Origin of the sequence: Pseudomonas sp. TMW22089 (genome assembly GCF_022496645.1) — a bacterium.
In the GTDB taxonomy this organism is placed as follows: Bacteria; Pseudomonadota; Gammaproteobacteria; order Pseudomonadales; family Pseudomonadaceae; genus Aquipseudomonas; species Aquipseudomonas paraversuta.
Map to the genome: position 1 here is coordinate 21,997 of NZ_SCFG01000019.1, position 22,452 is coordinate 44,448.

Here is a 22,452-nt window from a genome sequence, read left to right on the forward strand (position 1 = left end):
AAGACTTTCCTAGAGACGCCAGAGCATAAAGTTCTCCTGCCATCTGGTTTGATCCCTTATCCATAATCCATCCTGGGTTACATATTTCACAAAATCATTTTCGTAAGGCAGATCCCATATATGCGTACGAATAAATGTCGCTTCGTAAAAGTCAGGGGCGGTGATGGCTAGAGAGTTAGTGTTTATGTTGTAGCCCTGCAAGACCTCAGGTGGATACGCCGGGTGTATGTTGGCAGCTATTTGCCTGACATCATTAACATAATCCGGATTGTTCTGAAAAACAGGCATCACGGTAATGCCATCCATACTTCTAACGGTCGTGGATGGAATTGTGTTCTGTGGCAACGCAGCCTTCGTCGGGTTGAGCCTGTAAAAGTTTCGAACTTCTATAGAAGTTTCCCTACTGACGCTGCTGTACCGTTGAGCAGCAGCGTACATAATATTATTTGCTCCTCCTGAAGGGTTCATACTGCGAGTAGCAAGCCAGGCTTCCTTAGGGTCCATTGCATTTAAAGCTGAGTGCTGAAGCGTCGCAGGGTTAAAAGCCCGCCCCCCTCCTGGAGCTCCTCCGGCATGCTGCAGTTTGTGCTGCCAGCTGCCCACGAACTTGCCGGCCTTTTTGACCCCCTTGGCGGCAGCCCCGGCCATAGACGGGGCCGCCGAGGCCAGCCCCGTTGCCATGCCCACCCAGCCCAGAATCCGTCCGGCGTTTTCATTGCCACTGGCCAGCAAGGCTATCGAGGCCACGTCCGCTGCCAGCGACACCACGCTCAAGGTCGCGGTGGTGACTGCCGTTACATAGCTGGCGGTCAGCGCCGCAGTGGGCGCCGCCAATGCACCCAGGGAGGCCACGGTGCCGATTACGGCCAAGGCGATGCCGGCCGCCGGCAACAGCCAGTCCAGCCACGAATGACCCGACGGGTCGATGCGGTTGACCGGGTCGCCGGCGCAATAGGCATAGCCATTGAGGCCGCCTTCGCCGAAGGGGCTGAGGCTGTCACGGCTGTGGAAGCGCATCAGTGCCGGGTTGTAGATGCGGTAATCACCCAGGAAATACCAGCCGCTGTCCTGTTCGCGCAATTCGCCGGCGTAGCCCAGTCGGCTGGTGCCGGGCTGGCTCTGGCCGTAGGCGCCGTAGACCGGGGCATTGATCCCGTCGTTGGCCTCAGTGGTTATCGAACCCTGGGCGTCGGTGCCCAGCAGCATCACTTCGCGCACCGCCGTTGCAAGACGGCTTTCAGCCACCGGAACGTCACCGGCCCGCACCCAGCGGGTCTGGGTGGTTTCACCCATCTCGCAACTGAGTTGACCTCCGGTGTGGTAACGCCAGCGAGGGCCGGTAGAGTCTTCGGTCTTGATGATGTTGCCCGCCGGGCCGTAGTGCCAGCGGCGCTGGCCGGTAGGCAGGGTGACGCCAATGAGTCGGCCCAGGGCATCGTAGTGCAGCGGATTACCGCGCTCGTCGCGTTTCAGATTGCCCAGCGCGTCGTACTCCAGGGTTACCGGTGCCGGGTAATCGGCGCGACTGTGGCTGACGCTGAGCAGCTGGGTGAGGTCGGCGGGGTTGTAGGTAAATGTACTGACATTGCTGGCTCTGGCGTCGGCAAAGACCGTTTCCAGTCGACGAATATTGTCGAGGGCGTCGTATTGGAAGTGTTGCTCGCGGTAGGTTTTGCCGTGGGCATCTTCGGGTAACGACGGGCCTGCAAGGCGATGGGCAATCATCCGTCCGCGCAGGTCGTAGTCGAAGCTTTCACTCCGGACCAGAACACCGTCACGGGTCAGTTCACGCTGCGCAAGCTTGCCGTCTTTACGCCATTGCTGGGTCTGGACTTCAAGGGACTGTCGGGTGGGCGTGCGGGTAGCCGTTTCACGACGGGCCGGGCGACCCAGGCTGTCGTAGCCCAGGGTTACGGTCATGTCCCGCGAGCCATCGTTTGATTGGGTTCGCTGCTGATGAATCCGCGACGCTGCATCGTAAGTAATGCTGATGCTCACATCGGGACCTTGCTGCACGCTCAAACGCCCGAATTCATCGTACTGGCAGCGCTGTTCGGCACCGTCGGCATCTGTCAGGCGCGTCACTGTGCCCGCCGGGGTGGTGCTTTGCTGTTGCGAGCGTGGCTGATCGCCTTGCCAGGCGTAGTCGGCTTTGGTCAGTTGGCCTGAGGGAGACCAGTGATCTTTTTGCAGACCCAGATTGCCTTGGGACTCCAGCAAACGGCCATTTTTGGGATCGTAGGTGTTGAACACGCTGACCCCGGGAGCTTGCATCGACAGCAACGCACCACCCAGTTCCGGTTGGCGTTCGGTATGGACTTGAGTGCCGTCAGGCAAGGTTTGGGTATGGGCGTGGATTTCTCCTTCGGCATATTCCCATTCAGAGACACTCTGCCCGACCTTTTCCCACACCAGTCGGCCCAGGCCGTCATATTTGCGCTCGCCCAGCAGGACTTCATTAGTGCCCAACGACGGATGAGTGATCGAGACCGTGGCCGGTAAATCACCGTCATGGCCTTGGGCGTAGGTGCGTTTAATGAGGGAGCCATCAGGCAGCGTGGTGGATACCAGCCGATCCCGCACATCCCATTCTTGGCGGGTCTCCCGGCCCATGGTATCGAACTGGCTGACGCAACGGCCAAGGCCGTCATAGCTCCAGCGCAAGGTGTGTTGCAACTCCCCTTGGGCGCAAAATAATTGCTCGGTCAGCGGCTTGCCATCCAGGCTATGGGTGGTCACGGTTCTGGCCCCGGCCACGCCCTTGGCGTCGGTCTGCCAGTGGGTTCCGGTCAGGGCCACCGGGTCGGCAAGGGTGTGTTGGGTGACACCGTCTGCGCCGGTTTCGGTCAGCACATTGCCCCAGTCATCAAAGGTCCGCTCAGTGGTCAGGCTCAGGGCCGGGACGTCTTCGTTACCGGGATCGTAAGTCGTTTCACGAAACACCCGGCCCAGCACGTCATATTCGGCGGTCCAGGCGGTATAGGTCTCACCGCTGTCGGTCTGTTTTTCACGGCGGATTTCCCGGGCCATACCATCGAGCCAGACAGTTTCCTTACGCCCGGAAGCGCCGATTCGGGTCTGGCAGCGCTGGTTCGCTGACAACGAATAGGCCCAGTTGACCTCTGCCTCGAACGCCGAATCCGGGGCTGCGACTTCCTGAGTCACACGGCCCAGGGCATCGTGGGCAAAGGCCATGCGCAGCTGCTCGTCGGTCTGTTCGGTGACCATTAGCCCCGAGTACAGATCCTGTGAGGATTGGGAGCTGGATTTATGTCCGTCGTGGCTGGTGATCGTGACCTTTTCCTGCAATACGGCACGTTCCAGCGAGCGGGCGTTGCGCGCCTGAGTGAGGCTGTAGCTGTAGGCCCGGGTGGTGCTTTTACCCTCTACCGTCTGGGTTTCGCTGAGCATGCGAGTGTGATGGGGCGAGGCCGGATCGTTAATGAAACTTTGAGTCGAGCGGCCCAGCTCACTAAATTTTTCACCTTCGACCAGCAGTAGCTGTTCCTCGCTGCTTTGAACAAAGGTAGGCAAAGCAAATCCGGGGGCATCCCGACGTACCGGCAGCGCCTGATAACGGTAGCGGGTCTGCTTGACCGGGCCTTCGGTGCCGGGTGGCGGACTGACCGTACGACTTTTCAGGCGGGTGATGCGGCCCAATGGGTCGGCCGGGCAGTTGTCGGTCTCGCCGCTCACCGGGTAGTACTCGGACTCTTCAATCCCGCCCAGGGCATTACGGTGCCACACCGGGTTACCCAGCTCGTCGTAGCGGGTTTGTTCTTCGGTAACAAGCTCTCGCAACACCCGTTGGCCATCCAGCTGCGCCTTGCGGGTAATGACTTTATGCGGGAACTGGAAGTAAGGCACCTGCCGGGCAATGGGCAGCCAGGGCTCGTCGTAATAGGTGGTCTCGGTTTCCTGCAGGGTCTGGCCCTGTTGCGTGCGTTCCCGGGTCAGCAGGTGGAAGCGGTTAAAGGTGCGGGACACTGTTTGCAAAACAGTCCCCCGGGCATCCATCAGGGTTTCGGTGGAGCCGTAGAGAAAATCGCCGCCCCCGGTCAGGTGGTAGAGGTTGTCTTCGCGGTTACGCCACTGGCGCACTGCCGGCCAGCCAAAATAGTTGTTGCTGCCGTACAGGCCGTAGTCATAACGAACCAGCTGCACCGGCTGGCCGTCCCCCGGGTCTTTGCGGGTCTGACTGACCACCGGCATCCGCGCAAACGGCGCCCCTGCAGGCAGGTTGAGGCCGTTGGCTTCGCTGTAGGTCACTTCCTCGGTGCTGCCGGTGGGCTGGGTGCATTTGCTCAGCAGCAACAGACCTGAATCACTGCGGGTGTATTCAAACTGCCAGCCACTGTCGGGAAGTCCGTCCACCGTTACCCGGCGCAACTGCCCGGAGACCCGGTGAAAAGACATCACCACCTGTGGGGGGGTGTCCGGCTGTAAGGTCAGACGGGTTTGCTGGCCTTCGTAGGAAAGCGCCAGCACCGTACGGCCCCGGGCATCGCTGACCTTTTGCAGGTACGCCCCATTGCCAACCGAACGCCAGTAAAAATTCAGGGCGCTGCCATCGGCCCCCACCAGGGTGCTCACCACTCACAGGCTGGAGTGTCCGGCCAGCGGGATCAGGCGTTCACAGCTGCCATCGTTATGCCTGACCCACATTTCCTGACGCTGAACGGTCACTGCGACTACCGGCAAACGCACATCCGGGAAACGCATGCTCTGGCCGACAATTTCACCGCGAAAGCGCTCGCCGGAATTGAGTTGCAGTTGTTGGCTGGCGCCGTCCCACGAGGTGGTGCCGAGCATCCAGCCCAGACCGAAGCCCTGATCTTCGCCCATCAGCGGGCTATGGCTCAGGCGCAACTGGCTGATGGGCCCGCGCAAATCGTTGGCGGCGCCGGTGGGCAGGGTTATCGAGGCCGAGAACGCACCGGTGCGCGGATCGACCCCGGCACTGATGCTGCTCATAAAGTTGTAGGCCCCGGAATACACATTGCCGCTGCTGAGCAGGCTGGCAGCGGCCTGGATGTCGGGGGTATTTTCAGAGGGGTCAAACATGGTTGCTACTCCTTGGTTCGCTGAAACGGAGTGGCAACATAGAAGCGCAGACTTAAGGGAAACAATGAGCAAGGGCTGTAGGTGTCTTCGCGACAAGAAGCTGCACGATTGCAGCCAAGGTGCACCTGCAAAGCTGTCTGGATTTCGTTGCACGGGATGGGCGGGTCACAGGTTCTCGCTGGTAACGATCTGCAGCGGCACATGGATGCGGTGACGCAACGGATCAAACTGCGGCGCTGTTTGCAGTTCTACCAGCAAGTCCATCAGCGCCGTGGCGATCAGCCCGGGCTGGGAGTCCACCACTATGCGAATCAACCCCTGCTTGAGCGCCTGCTGCGACAGCTGCGTGGACTCCGGCAAGATACTGCACAGGCCCGGGCGAGCGGGCAACTGGGCCAGGGCGCGGATGATGCCGTCACCACCGCCGCCGACCACGCACAGGCCGCGTAAATCGGCATGTCGGGCCAGCAGGTCCAGGGCCGCTTCTTCGGTCACGTCATCGTTGTCCATATTGATCAGCGGATCGAGCAGTTTGAGCCCCGGTGCATGCTCTGTGAGGTAACTGCGCAAGCCATCGACCCGCGCCTGATGCCCCTGGAAGCGGTGGCCGCCCAGCAATACGCCGATGCTGCCCTTGCGCGCATTGCAGGTATGGGCCAGCAACCAGCCCATGGTGCGGCCCACCTGGAGATTGTCCACGCCGACATAGGCCTCCTGCGCCTGTTCGTGGATGTCTGACAGCAGGGCAATCACCGGCACTCCGGCTTCACGAATCTGAGCAATGCAGGCATTGATCTGCGGATGGGTGAAGCTGACCACCGCCAGGCCATCGTACTGCACTGCCATGTGCTCGATTTGCGCCACGATGGCGCCGGGGCTGCGGTCGATCACGTACTCGAAATGGCAGCTCAGGTTGGCCTCGAGCTGACGGCGGGCCGCTTCGCCAATGGCGGCCGCCAGATTGCCGTAGAACGCCTGGGCAGTACCCAGTAGCAGAATGCCGAAGCGATAAGTGGGGCGGCGCTCGCGGATGCGCTGGCCAATCAGGCGAGCGGCGAAATAACCGACTGCTTCGGCGGCCTGGAACACCTGTTCGGCAGTGTCCGGGTTGACCGGGGCCCGGGCATTGAGCACCCGGTCTACGGTGGCCACACTCAGCCCTGCCTGAGCGGCAACGGTGGCGATGGTGGGGCGTTTATTGTTGTCCATGGTCAGCCTTGAAGAAGGCCTTGATAGAAAACTATCAAGCTGCACTGGGCCACGATGATAGCTTGATAGGGAATCTATTCAAGGCATTGAGGGCCATGGCATGGCTGCTTATATTTTCTCCAGAACAATAATCAAGCCAGCGGAGAAACTGCCATGTCCCACTCCAGTTCAACCGAACACCGCGACTATCGATTGACCGGCCCTGAAGCCGCGAGGGCTGCCGAAAAAGGCTTGGTCTCGGCCAGCTGGTATCAATGCCCGATCTCCCGCAAGCGCCTCAAGGAATTGATGCAGCGTCGCGATGGCCCGGCCCTGCGTGACACCGCGTTGTGGATTCTGGCGCTGCTGGCAACCGGGTTCGGTGGCTACTGGTTCTGGGGCTCCTGGGCCTGTGTGCCATTTTTTATTGCCTACGGGGTGTTGTATGGCACCGCCTCCAATGCGCGCTGGCATGAAATGGGCCACGGCACGGCGTTCAAAACCCGCTGGATGAACGATGCGGTGTATCAGGTCGCCAGCTTCATGTGCCTGTTCGAGCCTCATGTCAGGCGCTGGAGCCATACCCGTCATCACACCGACACTATCGTGGTGGGGCGCGATCCGGAAATCGTCGAGCCGCGTCCACCAAGTCTGGTGCGCATGGCGCTGAGCCTGTTCAATCTGCCCCATGGGTTCAATACCCTGCGCTCGGTATTGCGCCATGCAGCCGGGCGTATGGATGACGAAGAGCAGAGCTTTATTCCGCAGTCTGAATGGCCGGCAGTGGTGCGCACGGCGCGGATCTGGCTGGTGATTTACGCCCTGGTGATCGGACTGGCGCTGTATCAGCACAGCTGGTTGCCACTGATGTTTATCGGCCTGCCAAGCCTGTATGGCGCGTGGCTGTCCTACCTGTTCGGGCTGTCGCAGCATGTGGGGCTGGCCGAGGATGTACTGGATCACCGCAGTAACTGCCGGACGATTTACATGAACCCGCTGCTGCGCTTTATCTACATGAACATGAACTATCACCTTGAGCACCACATGTACCCGATGGTGCCTTACCACGCCCTGGCACAGTTGCATGAGGAAATCCGCCACGACTGTCCGCCGCCGTATCCAGACCTGCTTGCTGCCTTCAAGGAAATCATCCCGACCGTTATGCAACAGCGTAAAGACCCCGGTTATTTCATTGATCGTCCCACAGGGCCGCGCACTGCTGCGCCAGCGCAAAACCAGGCTGTCCCCGGCTGATCGCGACCACAACTACAAGAGAGAAGATCATGAGCGAGCAATGGATCGACGTCTGCTGCGTGGACGACATAGATGAAGAAGATGTAATGCGTTTTGACCACGGCCAGCACACTTATGCCGTGTACCGGTCGGCCGATAGCGAGTTTTTCGCCACTGCCGGGCTGTGTACCCATGAGTCCATCCACCTGGCAGACGGGCTGGTGATGGACCACGTCATCGAGTGCCCCAAACATAACGGGCGTTTTGATTACCGTTCGGGCAAGGCGCTTGGGGCTCCGGTGTGCGTCAACCTCAAGACCTATCCGGTACGGGTCGAGGCCGGTCGTTTGTATCTTGGCGTACCGACTTGAGAGCGGGGAGCCAGACCATGAATACAGTCAATGCTCCACTGGTGATTATCGGCGCCGGCCATGCCGGCGGGCGTGCAGCCCTGACCTTGCGCAGCGAGGGATACAGCGGGCGGTTGATCCTGATCGGTGACGAAGCCCATGCACCTTATGAACGGCCACCGCTGTCCAAGGGGTTGCTGCAGGGCACCACCGACCTGGCGGGTTGCAGCCTGTGCGACAGCACCCGGCTGGGTGAGCTGGACATTGAACACTGGACGGCCGTTCCGGTGCTGTCGCGGGCACCGGCGCAGCATGGGTTGCAACTGGCCGATGGCAGCTGGCTGGCCTACGGGCGGTTGTTGCTGGCAACGGGTGGACGGGCACGGCGCTTGCCCAACGTGCCGGAGCATATGGCCAATGTGCTGTATTTGCGCACCCATGATGAAGCTCTGACCCTGCGCAACGGATTGCGCCCCGGCTCGCGGCTGGTGGTTGTAGGCGGCGGCTTTATCGGCCTGGAAGTGGCCGCGACGGCGCGGTCCCTGGGCTGCAGTGTGACCTTGCTTGAAGCCGGGCCGCGTCTGGCCGGGCGGGTGTTGCCCGAGCGCTTGTCCGGGGTGTTGCTGGCTTTGCATCGGGCCCGGGGTGTTGATGTGCGCTTGAACGTGGCCATTGAAGCGGTGCTGGGCGGCGAGCGGGCCGAGGCGGTACAACTGGTGGACGGCCAGTGCCTGCCCTGTGATCTGCTGGTAGTGGGGATCGGCATGCAACCCAATGTCGAGCTGGCCAGGACCGCCGGGCTCGATGTGGGGCAGGGCATTCGGGTCGATGGGCAATTGCAGAGCAGCGCGGCGGATATTTTTGCTGCGGGTGATGTATGTGAATTTCGCCTGCACCCCGGCGGTGAGTTCCAGCGTCAGGAAACCTGGCGTAATGCCGAGCACCAGGGCCATCACGCCGCCCTCAATCTGTTGGGCGCCGGGCTGCCCTTCAACAGCATTCCGGGGTTCTGGTCCGACCACTATGACTGGGGTTTACAAACCACGGGGCAGATCAGCAGCGCTGAGCCCTCCGCCAGCCGGGCCACGGCAGACGGTGGCTTTGTACTGTTCTACCTCGATGCCGGGCAGCGTTTGCTGGGTGCTTGCGGCTGGGGCATGGGCAACAGCATTGCCAGGGATATCAAGCTCTGCGAACGCCTGATCGCCTGCGGTACACCGCTTCAGGTGCCTGCACTGATGGATGCCGGCGTGTCGCTCAAACAACTGTTGAGGAACTGATATGCGTGAATTTCTGGTGTTTCAGTCACTCTGGGCCATGCAGGATCACAACGGTCAATGCGACCAGCCCCTGGAAGCCCAGTTGGATAAAATAGCGGCCGCCGGGTTTGACGGGGTCACCGATCACTTTTGGCTGCCCCAGCCTGCTGCACGCCTGCACCGCGCCGCCAGTGCCCGGGGGCTGCAGATCGAAGGTCAGGTGTTTCCACAATCGGTGGATGATCTGGCGGCCGCACTGGACGTGGCCACCCAATACGGCTGCCATCACCTGACGCTACAGGCCGATGTGCGGCCGCGCAGTCTGTCTCAGGCGGTGAAACTGGCCGAAGGCTGGCAGCGGCTGGCCGAACAGGTGGACTTTGCGGTGCTGCTGGAAACCCATCGCTATCGACTGACCAATGACCTGTTTTTTACCCTGGATCTGCTGGCCGAGATGCCCGACCTCAAGTTGCTGGCTGACTTGTCCCACTACGTGGTCGGCCGTGAGTTGCCGCTGCAGGCCAGCGCCGAGGACGACGCCATGATCCACACCATTTTGCGAAACAGTTGGGGCTTTCACGGCCGTGTCGCCTGTAGCGAGCAGGTGCAGGTGCCCATCAGCTTTGCCCGGCATCAGCCCTGGTTGCAGCGCTTTGTGGGCTGGTGGCAATACGGGATAGAGGACTGGCTGGCCCGCCCGGACACGCCCCCAAGCCTGTCCTTCACCTGTGAACTGGGCCCGCCGCCCTATGCCATCACCGGTGCAGACGGGCGTGACATCAGTGATCGCTGGGACGAAGCCCTGATGCTCAAGGCGTTGATGCGCGAGGTTTGGCAGGACTGCCACAAGCGTTCTGAGAAAGGCGCCGCCACAGCAACCGGCCCAGGGTAATCGACCAGTTGCACAGGGCGATCAGCAGAATGATCGACAGCAGGGCAGGGATGCCGTAGTTGACGATCACGTGCCCGGCCAGCCATGGAAACCCGAACACTCCGACAAAATAAGCCAGGCTGAACAGCACCAGTGACTGCGCCGTGTGCCCGGGGGGCGCTTCATTGGCAGCCTGGCCATTGATCACCGAGTAGGTCAGGCCGTAACCCACACCCAGGGTCATCGCGGCCAACAAATAAGTGCTGGCCGAATTGACGCAGAACATGAACATCAACACCGAGGCTACGATCATGGCCGTGAGGATGCAGGCCATCACGTAGGGGTCGCGCCTGACGATAAAGCCTGCGATCAACAGCCGGCAGGAAATGGCCGCGCCCATGAAACCCAGGAAAAACAACGAATAGTCCAGCTGCATGAGACTGGCGTAAGAGGTTTGAAAACTCGAGAGCCCGCCGAAGATCGCACCGCCCAGGCCGACCATGACAATCGCCCATACAGCCTTTGAACGCAGTACCAGACGCGCCGCCGGCAGGGTGATTTTGCACACACTGACGGGGCCGACAGTGGCGCTCTGGCGTTTTATTTTCGGGCCGAGCAACACAAATACCAGGCCGCCCAGAAGGCTGGCGACGGTAGCCACCACAAACGCCGATTCCACCGGATAGCCCATTGCCTCGCCAGCGCGTCCGACCAGTGGACCGCTACCGATCCCGCTCATCATGCTGCCTGACAGCAGGGCGAAGTATTTAACCCGGCGCGCGGGTTCAATCATCATGGCCACGATGATCGGGCCCAGGGTGTAAAACACCCCCCAGCCAAAGCCCAGCAGCAAACCGGATACCAGCACCGCAGCGCCAAATGTCGGAACCGTGGCGAAGCCCAGGCACGCTGCAGCCAGCAGTAGTGCGCCGGCGGCAATGGCTTTTGGCGCGCCGAACAAATCAGTCAGGTGCCCGGAAAAAATCACCGCAGCAAAGGTGCTGAGCATGGCCACCGAAATGATCGTGCCGGCGTCGGACTCGCTGCCCCCGTGCGCGCTGAGCACCATGGCCAGCAAGAAGGTGGTGCCGTAAGACACCGACAACAGGTAACTGCCCAGGCAGAAAAGACCGAACACCCCCCGGGTTGGCGTTGCAGTGGCAGATGCAGTGGATGGCATTCAGGGGGTTCCTCGGGGGTTCGGTTTTTGTTGTACGTGAGCGTCGAAGCTTAATAGCAGGCAACAGCACCAGGTCGTGATGCAAACCTTTGGATCCTGACATCGCGAAGCATTAAACAAAGCGTGTTTCTTCAACCCTGAGAGCGTCTTTTGCGGCTGCGATGGAACCCGTGATTGAGGTTTAGTGGATCCAATGGCTCGGGACCGATAGTCGAATACCTGGAAATATCGCCCTCGGCCCCGGGGCGCAAGGAGATTGGTCGATAATCGCACGCTAATAGTGAAGACTTTGTATTTATTCAAAGTATTGATAAACAAAGAAAAAATTGATTCATGTATCGCATTAAGGCCACTCCCCTGAAGGATATCCGGTCCTTGCACTGTCCCCTCATATTGCCTGTGGATCCATTAACGGGTTGACTAGCGCAAGGTGATTGCAGGGCCCCTCCTGAACGTCACCCATCAAAACTACAAAAAAAGGGTCTCGTCATGAATGGCTTATCCAGGGCGCAGAACTGCCTGAGTTCTGCTGACTTTACGTCTGTGCGCACTACCGTTTTTTGCGTGGTTCCGGTCTTTGGCGACACGGAGGCACAGCCATGTCCATGGAGCTGAAAACCGCCGTGGATAACGGCCCGATGAGTCGCTTTCAGTTGCTCGCGATCGGTATTTGCATTGTGTTGAACATGATTGACGGGTTCGACGTGCTGGTGATGGCGTTCACAGCGGCTTCGGTATCGGCCGAGTGGGCACTCAACGGTGCGCAGATCGGCTTGCTGCTCAGTGCCGGTTTGTTCGGTATGGCCGCAGGTTCCTTGTTTATCGCGCCCTGGGCTGACCGCATCGGTCGTCGACCTTTGATCCTGTTGTGCCTGGTGATCTCGGGCAGCGGCATGCTGCTTTCAGCCATGAGTCAGAGTCCGCTGCAACTGGCTTTGTTGCGCGGTCTCACCGGGCTCGGGATTGGCGGGATTCTGGCGAGCAGCAACGTGATTGCCAGTGAATATGCGAGCAAGCGCTGGCGCGGCCTGGCGGTCAGCCTGCAGTCCACCGGGTATGCCCTTGGGGCAACGCTGGGTGGCTTGCTGGCAGTCTGGTTACTGACCCATTGGGGCTGGCGCTCGGTGTTTGTATTCGGCGGGCTGGTCACCTTTGCAGTAATTCCGCTGGTGCTGTTGTGGCTGCCCGAGTCGCTGGATTTTCTGCTGGCGCGTCGTCCGGCAACCGCCTTGCAACGGATCAACCGTCTGGCCCGGCGTCTGGGGCAGCCGCCCCTGAGTCAAATGCCACCGCTGGTCGCAAGCCCGTCCGGCAACCGCAATGCCCTGGGTGCACTGCTGGCACCTGCAATGCGTCGCACCACGCTGGTGATCTGGCTGTTGTTCTTCCTGGTGATGTTCGGCTTCTACTTTGTGATGAGCTGGACCCCCAAGTTGCTGGTGTCGGCCGGGCTTTCCGCGCAACAGGGGATTACCGGGGGCGTACTGCTGAGTGTTGGCGGCATCTTCGGTGCGGCATTGATTGGCGGCTTGTCATCGCGCTGGCCGCTGGCCCGTGTACTGTCGCTGTTCATGCTGATTACCGCCGGTTTGCTGGTGCTGTTTGTCGGCTCGGCGTCTTCGGTGATGGCTGCCCTGGGGTTGGGCTTGCTGATCGGGATGTTTTCCAACGGCTGTGTGGCTGGCCTGTATGCACTGTCGCCGGTGGTGTATGACGCCTCCGTACGGGCGACGGGGGTGGGCTGGGGCATCGGGATCGGTCGTATCGGCGCCATTGTGTCGCCAATCGCTGCCGGGTTTTTGCTGGATGCCGGCTGGCAGCCGCTGCACTTGTATGGAGTGTTTGCCATCGTATTTGTGGTCGCGGCGGGCTGTCTGTTGCTGCTCAAACCACCGTCGGCGCAGGCACAGCCGGTGCTGGCGTCGGCCTGATCATGTTCCGCCTGTAGGAGCGGGCTTGTCTCGCGAGCCCTGTGCGATTGAAAAGATCGCGAGGCAAGCTCGTTCCTGCAGATTCAAATAACAATTAAAACGGGCGGGCTGTATCAGCTGCGGGGAGCGGCTGCGCCCGATAATCGGAGAACAATAATAATGAAGATGATGACTGGCTTGCTCTCGTTGAGCTTTTGCGCCTCGGCACTGGCGCAGCAAGAGGGTTTCTTTGAAGGGTCGAGCACCGACTTGCTGCTGCGCAATTACTATTTCAACCGTGACTTCCGTGATCCGGGCGCCACTAAAAGCAAGGTGGATGAGTGGGCGCAGGGTTTTATTCTCAAGTTCAACTCGGGCTACACCCCGGGGCCGGTGGGCTTTGGTCTGGAGGGGATAGCCATGTTCGGGGTCAAGCTGGACAGCAGCCGGCTGGCCAGCGGTTCGGAATTGCTGCCGGTACACGATGACGGTCGCGCCGCTGACAATTTCGGCCGTGCCGGGGTTGCGGCGAAAGCGCGCTTTTCCGCTACGGAGTTGAAGCTCGGTGAGCTGCTGCCGGATGTTCCGCTGTTGCGCTACGACGATGGCCGCCTGCTGCCGCAGACTTTCCGCGGTGCCATGCTGGTCTCCAAAGAGATCGAAGGGCTGGGGTTGCAGGCGGGTCAGTACCGATCTGTCAGCTTGCGCAACTCTTCGGATATGCAGGATCTTTCGGCCTGGGCTGCGCCGGGGGTAACCTCCGACCGCTTCAATTACGCGGGTGCCGAGTACCGTTTCAATCAGCAGCGCACCCAGGTGGGGCTGTGGCATTCGCAGCTGGAAGATATCTACCAGCAAAGCTATTTCAATCTGCTGCACAAGCAACCGGTCGGCGACTGGGTGCTGGGGGCCAATCTTGGTTACTTCATTGACAAGGATGATGGCAGTGCCCGCATCGGCAAGGTCAGCAGCCACACGGCCTATGGCCTGTTTTCGGCAGCAACCGGCGGCCATACCTTGTATCTGGGCTTGCAGCGGGTGAGTGGCGACACCGGCTGGATGTCGGTGTACGGCAGCAGTGGCCGTACCCTGGGCAACGATATGTTCAACGGTAACTTCAGTAATGCCGACGAACGTTCCTGGCAGGCGCGCTATGACTACAACTTTGCCGCACTGGGAGTGCCGGGGTTGCTGGCCATGGTTCGTTATGGACATGGTGACAACGCCACCACCAAGCAAGGCACCAACGGCAAGGAGTGGGAACGTGATACCGAGGTCAGTTACACCTTTCAGAGCGGTACCCTGAAAAACCTCGGCCTGCGCATCAACAATGCCACCAACCGGCGCAGCTTCAACAGCGACTTTGACCAGACCCGGGTGATCGTGAGTTATCCATTGTCGATATAGCCTCGACAGGCCCGTAGGAGCGAGCTTGCTCGCGAGCTCTTGATCACGCAAAGCTCGCGAGCAAGCTCGCTCCTACGGGTTTTTGGATGTGCCTGTTACTATGGCCGCCCCTGTTTTCTGGAAGTTGTCTGGATGAGCAAGCCCGGTCAATTAGTGCTGATCGCACTGCGCAAAATGATTGCCTCAGGCGAGCTTGCCGCGGGCGAGCGCCTGATGGAAATCCCTACCGCTGAATTGTTCGGTGTGTCCCGGATGCCGGTGCGCATGGCGTTTCGCACCCTGGAGCAGGAAGGCTTGCTGGTGCGTTTTGGCGGTCGCGGCTTTCAGGTGCGCTCGGTGAGTGCCGATGATATTGCCGGCGCGGTAGAGGTGCGCGGTGTGCTGGAAGGGTTGGCGGCCCGTCAGACTGCCGAGCGCGGGTTGTCGGCCGAAGGGCGTAAAGTCCTCGAACTGTGCCTGATGCAAGGCGATGAGCTGTTCGACAAGGGCTTTGTGACCGAGGACGATCTTGAGATCTATCACGATCTGAACATGCGTTTTCATCAGGTGATCATCGAGGGTAGCCATAACCCGGCGATTGCCGATGCGCTGGCGCGCAATGATCACTTGCCATTTGCTTCGGTGACCGCGCTGGCGGTCGATCGCAAGGACATGGTGCGCGAGTACCGGCGTTTCAACTACGCGCACATGCAGCACCACTCGGTGTTCGATGCCCTGGTCAGTGGCCAGGGTGCCCGCGCCGAAGCCATCATGCGCGAACACGCCAACGCAACTTTGCGCTATGCCGAAATATTTGGCTCGGCGGTGGCCAGTGAGCGGATGAAAGTGATTCACCGCCCGGACTGAGTTCAGATATCCAGCACCAGCAGCGGCGATTTCGAGCGTGAGCAGCAGGGTGTGAACTGATCGTTGCAGGCTTGCTCCTGCTCGGTGAGGAACATGTCGCGGTGATCCGGTACACCTTCAAGTACACGGGTCAGGCAGGTTCCGCAGACGCCCTGTTCGCAAGACATGGGGATGTCGATGCCATGGCTTTCCAGAACCTGGACCACGGTTTTGTCGGCCGGAATCTCGAATACCTGGCCGCTGCTGCCCAGCTTGACGGAAAAACTGCCGTCGTTGCTGCTGTCCATCGGTGCTGCAGCGAAGTACTCGCGGTGCAGCGCCGCTTCCTCCCAGCCCTGGGCCCGGGCGCTGTCCAGAATGTGCTGCATGAAGCCTCCCGGGCCGCATACATAGAGGTGGGTGTCGAGCTGTGGGTCGGCCAGTACCCGGACGGCGTTCAGGGCGGTTTCGGGCTGTTCGTCGAAGTGCAGAAACACCCGGTCAGCGAAAGGCGAATTGCGCAGGCGCTCAACAAAGGCGGCGCGAGTACTGGAGCGTGCGCAGTAATGCAGTTCGAAATCTGCACCGCTATGGGCCAGGCGCTCGGCCATGCACAGAATCGGGGTAATCCCGATCCCGCCGGCGAACAGCAGGCTGCGGCGGGCATCGTGGGTCAGTGTGAACAAATTGCGCGGCTCGCTGATGCGCAGGCGGTCGCCGGGCTTGATCTGTTCGTGCAGGCTTTGCGAACCGCCCCGTGAAGCCGGGTCCTTGAGCACGCCGATCACATAGCGATGGCGCTCGTCGGGATGGTTGCACAGGGAGTACTGACGGATCAGCCCGCCGGGCAGATGCACATCAATATGTGCGCCGGCGCTGAACCCGGGCAGGGCGCAGTCATCGATACTGGCCAGCTCATAGCTGCAGATGTCCTGCGCTTCGTTTTTGCGTGAAATCACCACCACATCAATCATGCCGGTTCCTTGTTCTTATGGGGGAGGCTGGCACGGCAGCGGCTGCCGTGCGCGGGTTGTTACTGTGCGCTGGCGATCAGTTGCGGTTCGGGGGAGCGTTCGCTGGCGATGATGCGCTCCAGTACCCGGCGTGACTGCACACCGCCCGAGTCGATATTGAGTTTGAGCAGGGCGCGGTGTGGATGGTCCAGCAGGTTTTGTTGCTGGCGCTCGAGCATCTCCAGGTCTTCGCTGAAGATCTGCCCCTGACCTTCGCGGATCGTATCGGTGAGGGCCTGGTCCTGGGGGTTGAAATTGCGCGCCATGCCCCAGAAGTACCAGATCGAGGTTTCGGTTTCGGGGGTGATGAAGTCGACCACGATGCTCGACGCCTTGAACTCGGGGGCTGCGTGATAGCCGCCTTTGCCCGCATGGGCCACGCCCACTTCAATCAAGACATGGCTGGGCGGTGAAAAGCGGCAGATCTGCCAGCGATCCACCAGCACGTCGTCGGCCAGGTTATTACCGCGCAATGCCATGCGCCAGAAGGGCGGGGGCATGATGTTTTCCATGTGCCGCGCAGTGACCACCTCGTGGCCTTCGACGGTGGTGGTCGGGGCAACTTCGTCGATTTCTTTCTGGCCGATGCTGGAAGCGTGGACGTAGGTCTCGTGAGTCAGGTCCATCAGGTTGTCGATCATCAGGCGATAATCGCAATTGATATGAAACAGCCCGCCGCCGTAGGCCCATTCATCGCTAACCGCCCATTCCAGATGATGGATCAGTGCGGGGTCGGCCAGGTCCTGGTCGCCGGGCCAGACCCAGATAAAGCCATAGCGCTCAACCGCGGCGTAGGTTTTGTTGCACGGAAAACCGCGAACCCGCTGCCCTGGCATCTCCACGGTCTTGCCGTCGCAGCCCATGACCAGGCCGTGATAGCCACATACCAGATTGCCGTTATCGACATAGCCCAAAGACAGCGGAGCGCCGCGATGGGGGCAAAAGTCCTCGACCGCGGCGACCCGGTTTTCCTGGGCGCGATAGAAGACGATTTTTTCACCGCAAATCTGCCGACCCAGGGGTTTGTCGGCAATTTCATCTGGGGTGCACGCGACGTACCAAGTGTTTTTTGGGTACATGACCAATCTCCAAATCAGGTGTTATTGATTTTATGGATCCATTAGTAATCGGCTGTGCCTATGTGGTCAATGTTGTTTGGCATTAATAGCCGATTATCGAACGGTTAATTGGAGTGTTGGGCTTTAATGGATCCATTGGACGATATTCAGGCCTTGGATACATTCTGTAAGCATTGCCGTTTGCACTGCTGCGACCGGGTTGTCAGGCTCGCGTGCAAATCGGTCTCTCCTGCGCCAGAGTGCGCGAGTCAGACGTACAGGCTTATGGCAGGGGGAAACATGTTTCATTTCATCACCGCGAGCATTGCTCTTTATGTGATCTGGCGCTTTGTCCGGCCGCTCTCCGTGGGCCGGGCGGGCAAGATCGGGCTGGGTGTTCTGCTGCTGTTGATCGCCGAGCACCACCTTGTCACCCGTACCTTCTTTGGCAGCATGGCGTCCCCCGAGGTGCCGGGTCAGGTGCTTGTGGTGTTGGGGTGGGCATTTGCCAGCCTGATACTGCTGGCGCTGCTGCTGTTGATCCGGGATCTGCTCGGCATTGTGGTCTGGGCCCTGCGGGGTAGAACCGGGCGGGTCTTGCTGGGCGGCAGTCGCCTGGGGATTGCCCTTGGCCTGATCAGCACGGGCCTGTCGGCTGTGGGTGTGTGGCAGGCGATTCGTGTGCCGGACGTCAAAACCATGGAGATCGTTTTGCCACGTCTGCCTGCAGAGCTCGACGGGTTGCGCATTGTGCAGCTCACCGACCTGCATGCCAGCCGATTGTTGCAGGCTCCCTGGCTCCAGGCCGTGGTGGACAAAACCAATGCACTGAAACCGGACCTGATCCTGATCACCGGCGACCTGGTGGACGGTTCGCCCCGGGCCAGGGTCGACGACGTACAGCCGCTCAAGGATCTGCGGGCACGTTATGGTGTGTTTGCCATCCCGGGTAACCACGAGTACTACGTCGACTACGTGCACTGGCTGCCGGCCTTTGAGCATCTTGGTTTGCATATGCTGCTCAACGAGCATGTGCTGATCACCCATAACGGGCGCGATCTGGTACTGGCCGGGGTCACCGACAAAGCGGCGCAACCGTTCAAGTTGCCGGAGCCGGACATCATCAAGGCCCTCAAAGGCGCTCCGGCGGGTGATCCGGTCATATTGCTCAGCCATCGCCCGGGCGGTGCACTGCTCAACGCGGGGCAGGGCGTTGACCTGCAACTGTCGGGGCACACCCATGGCGGGCAAATACTGGGTCCGCATCTGATTGCGAAGTGGGCTAACGAAGGCTTCGTCTCGGGGCTGTATGCAGTGGCCGGCATGCAGTTGTATGTGAGTAACGGCACGGGTTTGTGGAATGGTTTCCCGGTTCGACTGGGGCGGCCATCGGAAATCACCGAGATCGTATTGCGTGCACCGAAGGTGCAGCCGGAGTGAGGGGACCTGAGCGCAGGGAAACTCGTAGAGAGCCGTGATACATCAAACGGATATGTACGCGGTGGGATCTATAGATCTACCGGGTACATATCCATTACAGGCGTTTAACTGAAATATAGATTTCGCCCTTACGGCGAGTCCCTTTTGGCAAACGCCCCAAAAGGAACCAAAAGGTCTGCGCCCTACCATACGGCCGAGCTCGCCTAGGCTCGCCCGGTGCCCTCACTCCGGCGCTGTTGTGGGGGCACGCCGTGACGGGCCATCCATGGCCCGGCACGGCTGGCTCGGCGTCCTGCCTCGCCACCCCCACAACAGCACCTGCGTTCGGCCTTCTGTGATGGGCATGCGCGTCGTTCCGACTATCCAGTGGCGGCAGGGGCCTCGTTTTTAAAAGCAAAAAGCAAAACAGCGACTACAAGGTCGTTTTTGATCTGCTTTTGATCTGCTTTTGATTTGTTTTTGATCTTGATCTACTGCCCCTTCGGGAGGCCGAGAGGAGGTTCTGCGTAGTGGTCCTCCCGGCATGGATGCCGGGAGAGCCGTGTTGGGCCATGGATGGCCCGTCACGGCGTGGCCACGGAGCGGGACCGGAGCGAGGGAACCTGAGCGCAGCGAAGGCCGTACGCTGGGGCAAGGCCTTTTTGGTTCCTTTTGTGGCTGTTTGACAAAAGGGACTCGCCGTAAGGGCGAAACCCGTAAAAAGCCGTGATACATAGAACGGATATGTACGCTCAGTTTTAACTGCAGTACCGCGTACATATCCGTTACAGGGGTTTAACTGAAATATCGGTTTCGCTCTTACAGCGAGTCCCTTTTGGCAAACGCCCCAAAAGGAACCAAAAAGTCTGCGCCCTACCATACGGCCGAGCTCGCCCAGGCTCGCCCGGTGCCCTCACTCCGGCGCTGTTGTGGGGGCACGCCGTGACGGGCCATCCATGGCCCGGCACGGCTGGCTCGGCGTCCTGCCTCGCCACCCCCAAAACAGCACCTGCGTTCGGCCTTCTGTGATGGGCGTCCGCGTCGTTTCGACTATCGAGTGGCGGCAGATGCACCTGCTTTAAAAGCAAAAAGCAAAAACTGGCCACAGCACCTAACCTTGATCTTGATCGAGGCCATTGCAAATACTTGAATGAGCAACACCCCTAGGGGTGCGGCCAAATGTCCCGGAGGGGTATTTCAATGTGCTCCAACCGGCATCACAGAAGTCTATAGAATGCCGCCCCGTTGGTTCAGCCCCGACGCTTTCAGATGGCACCTGTTGTGCATACAACATGGAGCATCAGCAAGACCGGATCCTGAACCTGTCATACCATCGCTAGCGAGTAGTTCACCCCTTAAATGAGCAACCCCACTTCTGCATCCCGCGCAAACTGGCAACCTGTCATCGCACTGGCTCTGGCCGCGTTCGTGTTCAATACCACCGAATTTGTCCCGGTCGGGCTGCTGAGCGCAATTGGCGCCAGCTTCGACATGACCACCGCCAGCGTCGGGCTGATGCTCACCATTTATGCCTGGGTGGTGTCCCTGGCTTCGCTGCCGATCATGCTGCTGACCCGCAACGTGGAACGCCGCAAGTTGCTGCTGGTGCTGTTCGGGCTGTTTATCCTCAGTCATGTGCTGTCGAGCCTGGCCACCAACTTCGGCATTTTATTACTCAGCCGAATAGGGGTAGCGTTGTCTCACGCCCTGTTCTGGTCAATTACCGCCTCCCTGGCCGTGCGTCTGGCACCCGAGGGCAAGCAGGTTCAGGCCCTGGGTTTGCTGGCCACCGGTACCTCGCTGGCAATGGTGCTGGGTGTGCCCCTCGGTCGTTTACTGGGTGAGGCCATGGGCTGGCGCACCACGTTCATCGTGATTGCCGGGCTGGCCGGGTTGCTGGTGTTGTGGTTGACCCGCACATTGCCCCTGCTGCCAAGCCAGAACTCGGGCTCGCTCAGAAGCCTGCCGATTCTGTTCAAGCGTCCGGCGCTGGTGGCGATCTATGTGCTGACGGCAGTGGTGGTGACTGCGCAGTTCACGGCCTATAGCTACATCGAACCCTTTGTTCAGGGCGTAGCGGGCATGAGTGGCAGCATGGTGACGTTGGTCCTGTTGCTGTTCGGTGGCGCAGGGATCATTGGCTCCCTGTGTTTCAGCTGGTTCCACAAGCACAACCCGCAGCGATTCTTGCTCGGTGCTGTGGCTTTACTGACGCTTTGCCTGTTGCTGCTGCTGCCTGCCAGCGGCTGGATTGAGTCCCTGGGAGTGCTGAGCATTTTCTGGGGCATGGCGATCATGGGCTTCGGTCTGGCGTTGCAGTCCAAGGTGCTGACCCTGGCGCCAGATGCGACAGACGTGGCGATGGCGATGTTTTCGGGAATTTACAACATCGGTATCGGTGGCGGTGCGCTGCTGGGCAGTTATGTCGGTGGCCATCTGGGCTTTGCCTGGATCGGCCTGGTGGGCGGTGCGCTGGCAGGCCTGGCGCTGGCGTTGTACAGCTGGTCACTGTATCGGATCAGCCGCTCGGTCACGCCGGGCTGAGCAATGCCGGTATCTGACGCAGCCCCTGCGTCAGATACCGGTGAGGATTTAAACGGCGCTCAGGTGTTCATAGAGGATCGTTGCACCCACGATAATCAGCACCACGCCACCGACGATTTCCGCACGCTTGCCCACCAGACTGCCGAGTGCTCGCCCCAACATGGTGCCGATGATCACCATGGTCATGGTGGCCAGACCAATGGCCGCGGCGGCCATCCAGATATTCACGTCGACAAATGCCAGGCCAACCCCGACCGCCAGCGCGTCAATGCTGGTGGCGATGGCGGTGATCACCAGAATCCAGAATGAGTGCTGCGACGGTTTCTCTTCGGCTTCTTCCTCATCGGGCTTGACCCCGTTGTAGATCATGTACAGACCCAGACCCAGCAACAGGGTGAAGGCGATCCAGTGATCCCATTGGGTGACATAGCTGGTGGCGGCGTTGCCGATGGCCCAGCCGATTACGGGGGTGATGGCTTCAATCACGCCGAAGATAAGGCCGGTGCGCAGGGCTTCTGTGAAACGCGGTTTGTGCAGACTGGAGCCTTTGCCGATGGCTGCCGCGAAGGCATCTGTCGACATGGCGAAAGCGAGGAGAATCAGGGCAATCGGGTTCATGTTTGTTATCCAGTCGGGCTCAAGACAACGGCATAACACTGTGCGCCCGACTTCAGCACAGGTATGTCGTTGGTCTCGCAAATCCAGACGGATGCCATGGCCACGGCAGGTTGCCGAGAATGTTGACCAGAGCGCCGCCACAAGCGTGACGGCCAGCTACTCCCCAAAGAGGCGCGCAGGATAGCAGCTGCATGTGAAAAAAAGGTGAAGTCCTTGATTGCCCTTGCCTTCTGCAGGAGCGAGGTTGGGGGGCGCAGGAGGCATTTCTGTAATTTGATCCCGGCCTGTTTCAATGCCGTGCGGTGCAGGATTTTGCGTGGCCGCGCCAGACTGAGCACCTCCCTCTGTAGACGCGAGCTTGCCTCGCGAGATTTTTCAAGATCAAAAGCTCGCTCCTACAGGTTGCGGTTCGCAGGAGGCATTTCTGTAATTTGATGCAGACCTGTTTCAATGCCGTGCGGTGCAGGATTTTGCGTGGCCGCGCTAGGCTGATTACCTCTGTAGGAGCGAGCT

The 22,452-nt window shown here is 60.0% G+C and carries 16 protein-coding genes; 9 read left to right on the forward strand and 7 right to left on the reverse strand.

The window, feature by feature from the left end; translation table 11 throughout:
* Window positions 1-9: 9 nt before the first annotated feature.
* The 3 genes from EQV90_RS16300 to EQV90_RS16310 form a co-directional block, all read right to left on the reverse strand.
* Window positions 10-4,593 carry an RHS repeat-associated core domain-containing protein gene (locus EQV90_RS16300; protein WP_240878409.1) on the reverse strand — a complete coding sequence of 1,528 codons (4,584 nt, stop codon included), beginning with the start codon at window positions 4,591-4,593 and terminating at the stop codon, window positions 10-12.
* A gap of 3 nt (window positions 4,594-4,596) precedes the next feature.
* Window positions 4,597-5,064, reverse strand: a complete 468-nt coding sequence (locus EQV90_RS16305; RefSeq protein ID WP_240878410.1) for a hypothetical protein — start codon at window positions 5,062-5,064, stop codon at window positions 4,597-4,599.
* A 165-nt stretch (window positions 5,065-5,229) separates the two neighbouring features.
* The gene (locus EQV90_RS16310) at window positions 5,230-6,273 is read right to left on the reverse strand and encodes a LacI family DNA-binding transcriptional regulator (RefSeq protein ID WP_003444854.1); all 1,044 of its coding nucleotides are present in this window, start codon (window positions 6,271-6,273) and stop codon (window positions 5,230-5,232) included.
* 153 nt (window positions 6,274-6,426) lie between these two features.
* Here EQV90_RS16310 and EQV90_RS16315 point away from each other — a divergent pair, with 153 nt between their 5' ends.
* From EQV90_RS16315 to EQV90_RS16330, 4 genes are read left to right on the forward strand one after another with little or no spacing between them, the layout of a single operon-like run.
* Window positions 6,427-7,506 carry a fatty acid desaturase family protein gene (locus EQV90_RS16315; protein ID WP_003444855.1) on the forward strand — a complete coding sequence of 360 codons (1,080 nt, stop codon included), beginning with the start codon at window positions 6,427-6,429 and terminating at the stop codon, window positions 7,504-7,506.
* Window positions 7,507-7,535: 29 nt separating this feature from the next.
* Window positions 7,536-7,856, forward strand: coding sequence for a MocE family 2Fe-2S type ferredoxin (locus EQV90_RS16320; RefSeq protein ID WP_003444856.1), 321 nt, complete (start codon window positions 7,536-7,538; stop codon window positions 7,854-7,856).
* Between the two features lie 17 nt (window positions 7,857-7,873).
* Window positions 7,874-9,115, forward strand: coding sequence for an FAD-dependent oxidoreductase (locus EQV90_RS16325; RefSeq protein ID WP_240878411.1), 1,242 nt, complete (start codon window positions 7,874-7,876; stop codon window positions 9,113-9,115).
* A gap of 1 nt (window position 9,116) precedes the next feature.
* Window positions 9,117-9,986: a sugar phosphate isomerase/epimerase gene (locus EQV90_RS16330; RefSeq protein ID WP_240878412.1), complete on the forward strand. Its 870-nt coding sequence runs from the start codon at window positions 9,117-9,119 to the stop codon at window positions 9,984-9,986.
* On the opposite strand, the gene EQV90_RS16335 is transcribed toward EQV90_RS16330, so the two are convergent.
* Window positions 9,904-11,145, reverse strand: coding sequence for an MFS transporter (locus EQV90_RS16335; protein WP_240878413.1), 1,242 nt, complete (start codon window positions 11,143-11,145; stop codon window positions 9,904-9,906). The genes EQV90_RS16330 and EQV90_RS16335 overlap by 83 nt on opposite strands.
* A gap of 599 nt (window positions 11,146-11,744) precedes the next feature.
* On the opposite strand from EQV90_RS16335, the gene EQV90_RS16340 reads away from it, so the two are divergent.
* The 3 genes from EQV90_RS16340 to EQV90_RS16350 all read left to right on the forward strand — a co-directional run bounded on the left by EQV90_RS16340 (window position 11,745) and on the right by EQV90_RS16350 (window position 15,308).
* On the forward strand, window positions 11,745-13,076 hold the full coding sequence (locus tag EQV90_RS16340; protein WP_240878414.1) for an MFS transporter: 1,332 nt from the start codon (window positions 11,745-11,747) through the stop codon (window positions 13,074-13,076).
* A 165-nt stretch (window positions 13,077-13,241) separates the two neighbouring features.
* Window positions 13,242-14,462, forward strand: a complete 1,221-nt coding sequence (locus EQV90_RS16345) for an OprD family porin (RefSeq protein ID WP_232286876.1) — start codon at window positions 13,242-13,244, stop codon at window positions 14,460-14,462.
* Between the two features lie 132 nt (window positions 14,463-14,594).
* A complete protein-coding gene (locus EQV90_RS16350; RefSeq protein WP_003444865.1) occupies window positions 14,595-15,308 on the forward strand; it encodes a GntR family transcriptional regulator in 714 nt (237 codons plus the stop codon).
* A gap of 2 nt (window positions 15,309-15,310) precedes the next feature.
* On the opposite strand, the gene EQV90_RS16355 is transcribed toward EQV90_RS16350, so the two are convergent.
* Together EQV90_RS16355 and EQV90_RS16360 are read right to left on the reverse strand one after the other, a co-directional pair.
* Window positions 15,311-16,261, reverse strand: a complete 951-nt coding sequence (locus tag EQV90_RS16355) for a PDR/VanB family oxidoreductase (protein WP_240878415.1) — start codon at window positions 16,259-16,261, stop codon at window positions 15,311-15,313.
* A gap of 59 nt (window positions 16,262-16,320) precedes the next feature.
* Entirely contained in the window at window positions 16,321-17,379 is a 1,059-nt protein-coding gene (locus EQV90_RS16360; RefSeq protein ID WP_003444870.1) for an aromatic ring-hydroxylating dioxygenase subunit alpha, read from the reverse strand.
* A 279-nt stretch (window positions 17,380-17,658) separates the two neighbouring features.
* On the opposite strand from EQV90_RS16360, the gene EQV90_RS16365 reads away from it, so the two are divergent.
* Together EQV90_RS16365 and EQV90_RS16370 are read left to right on the forward strand one after the other, a co-directional pair.
* Complete coding sequence (locus EQV90_RS16365) at window positions 17,659-18,798, forward strand: metallophosphoesterase (protein WP_240878416.1); 1,140 nt, start codon at window positions 17,659-17,661, stop codon at window positions 18,796-18,798.
* Between the two features lie 1,338 nt (window positions 18,799-20,136).
* Entirely contained in the window at window positions 20,137-21,321 is a 1,185-nt protein-coding gene (locus EQV90_RS16370) for a sugar transporter (protein WP_003444849.1), read from the forward strand.
* A 48-nt stretch (window positions 21,322-21,369) separates the two neighbouring features.
* Here EQV90_RS16370 and mntP read toward each other — a convergent pair whose 3' ends face one another.
* The gene (mntP, locus tag EQV90_RS16375; protein WP_240878417.1) at window positions 21,370-21,939 is read right to left on the reverse strand and encodes a manganese efflux pump MntP; all 570 of its coding nucleotides are present in this window, start codon (window positions 21,937-21,939) and stop codon (window positions 21,370-21,372) included.
* Window positions 21,940-22,452 lie beyond the last annotated feature (513 nt).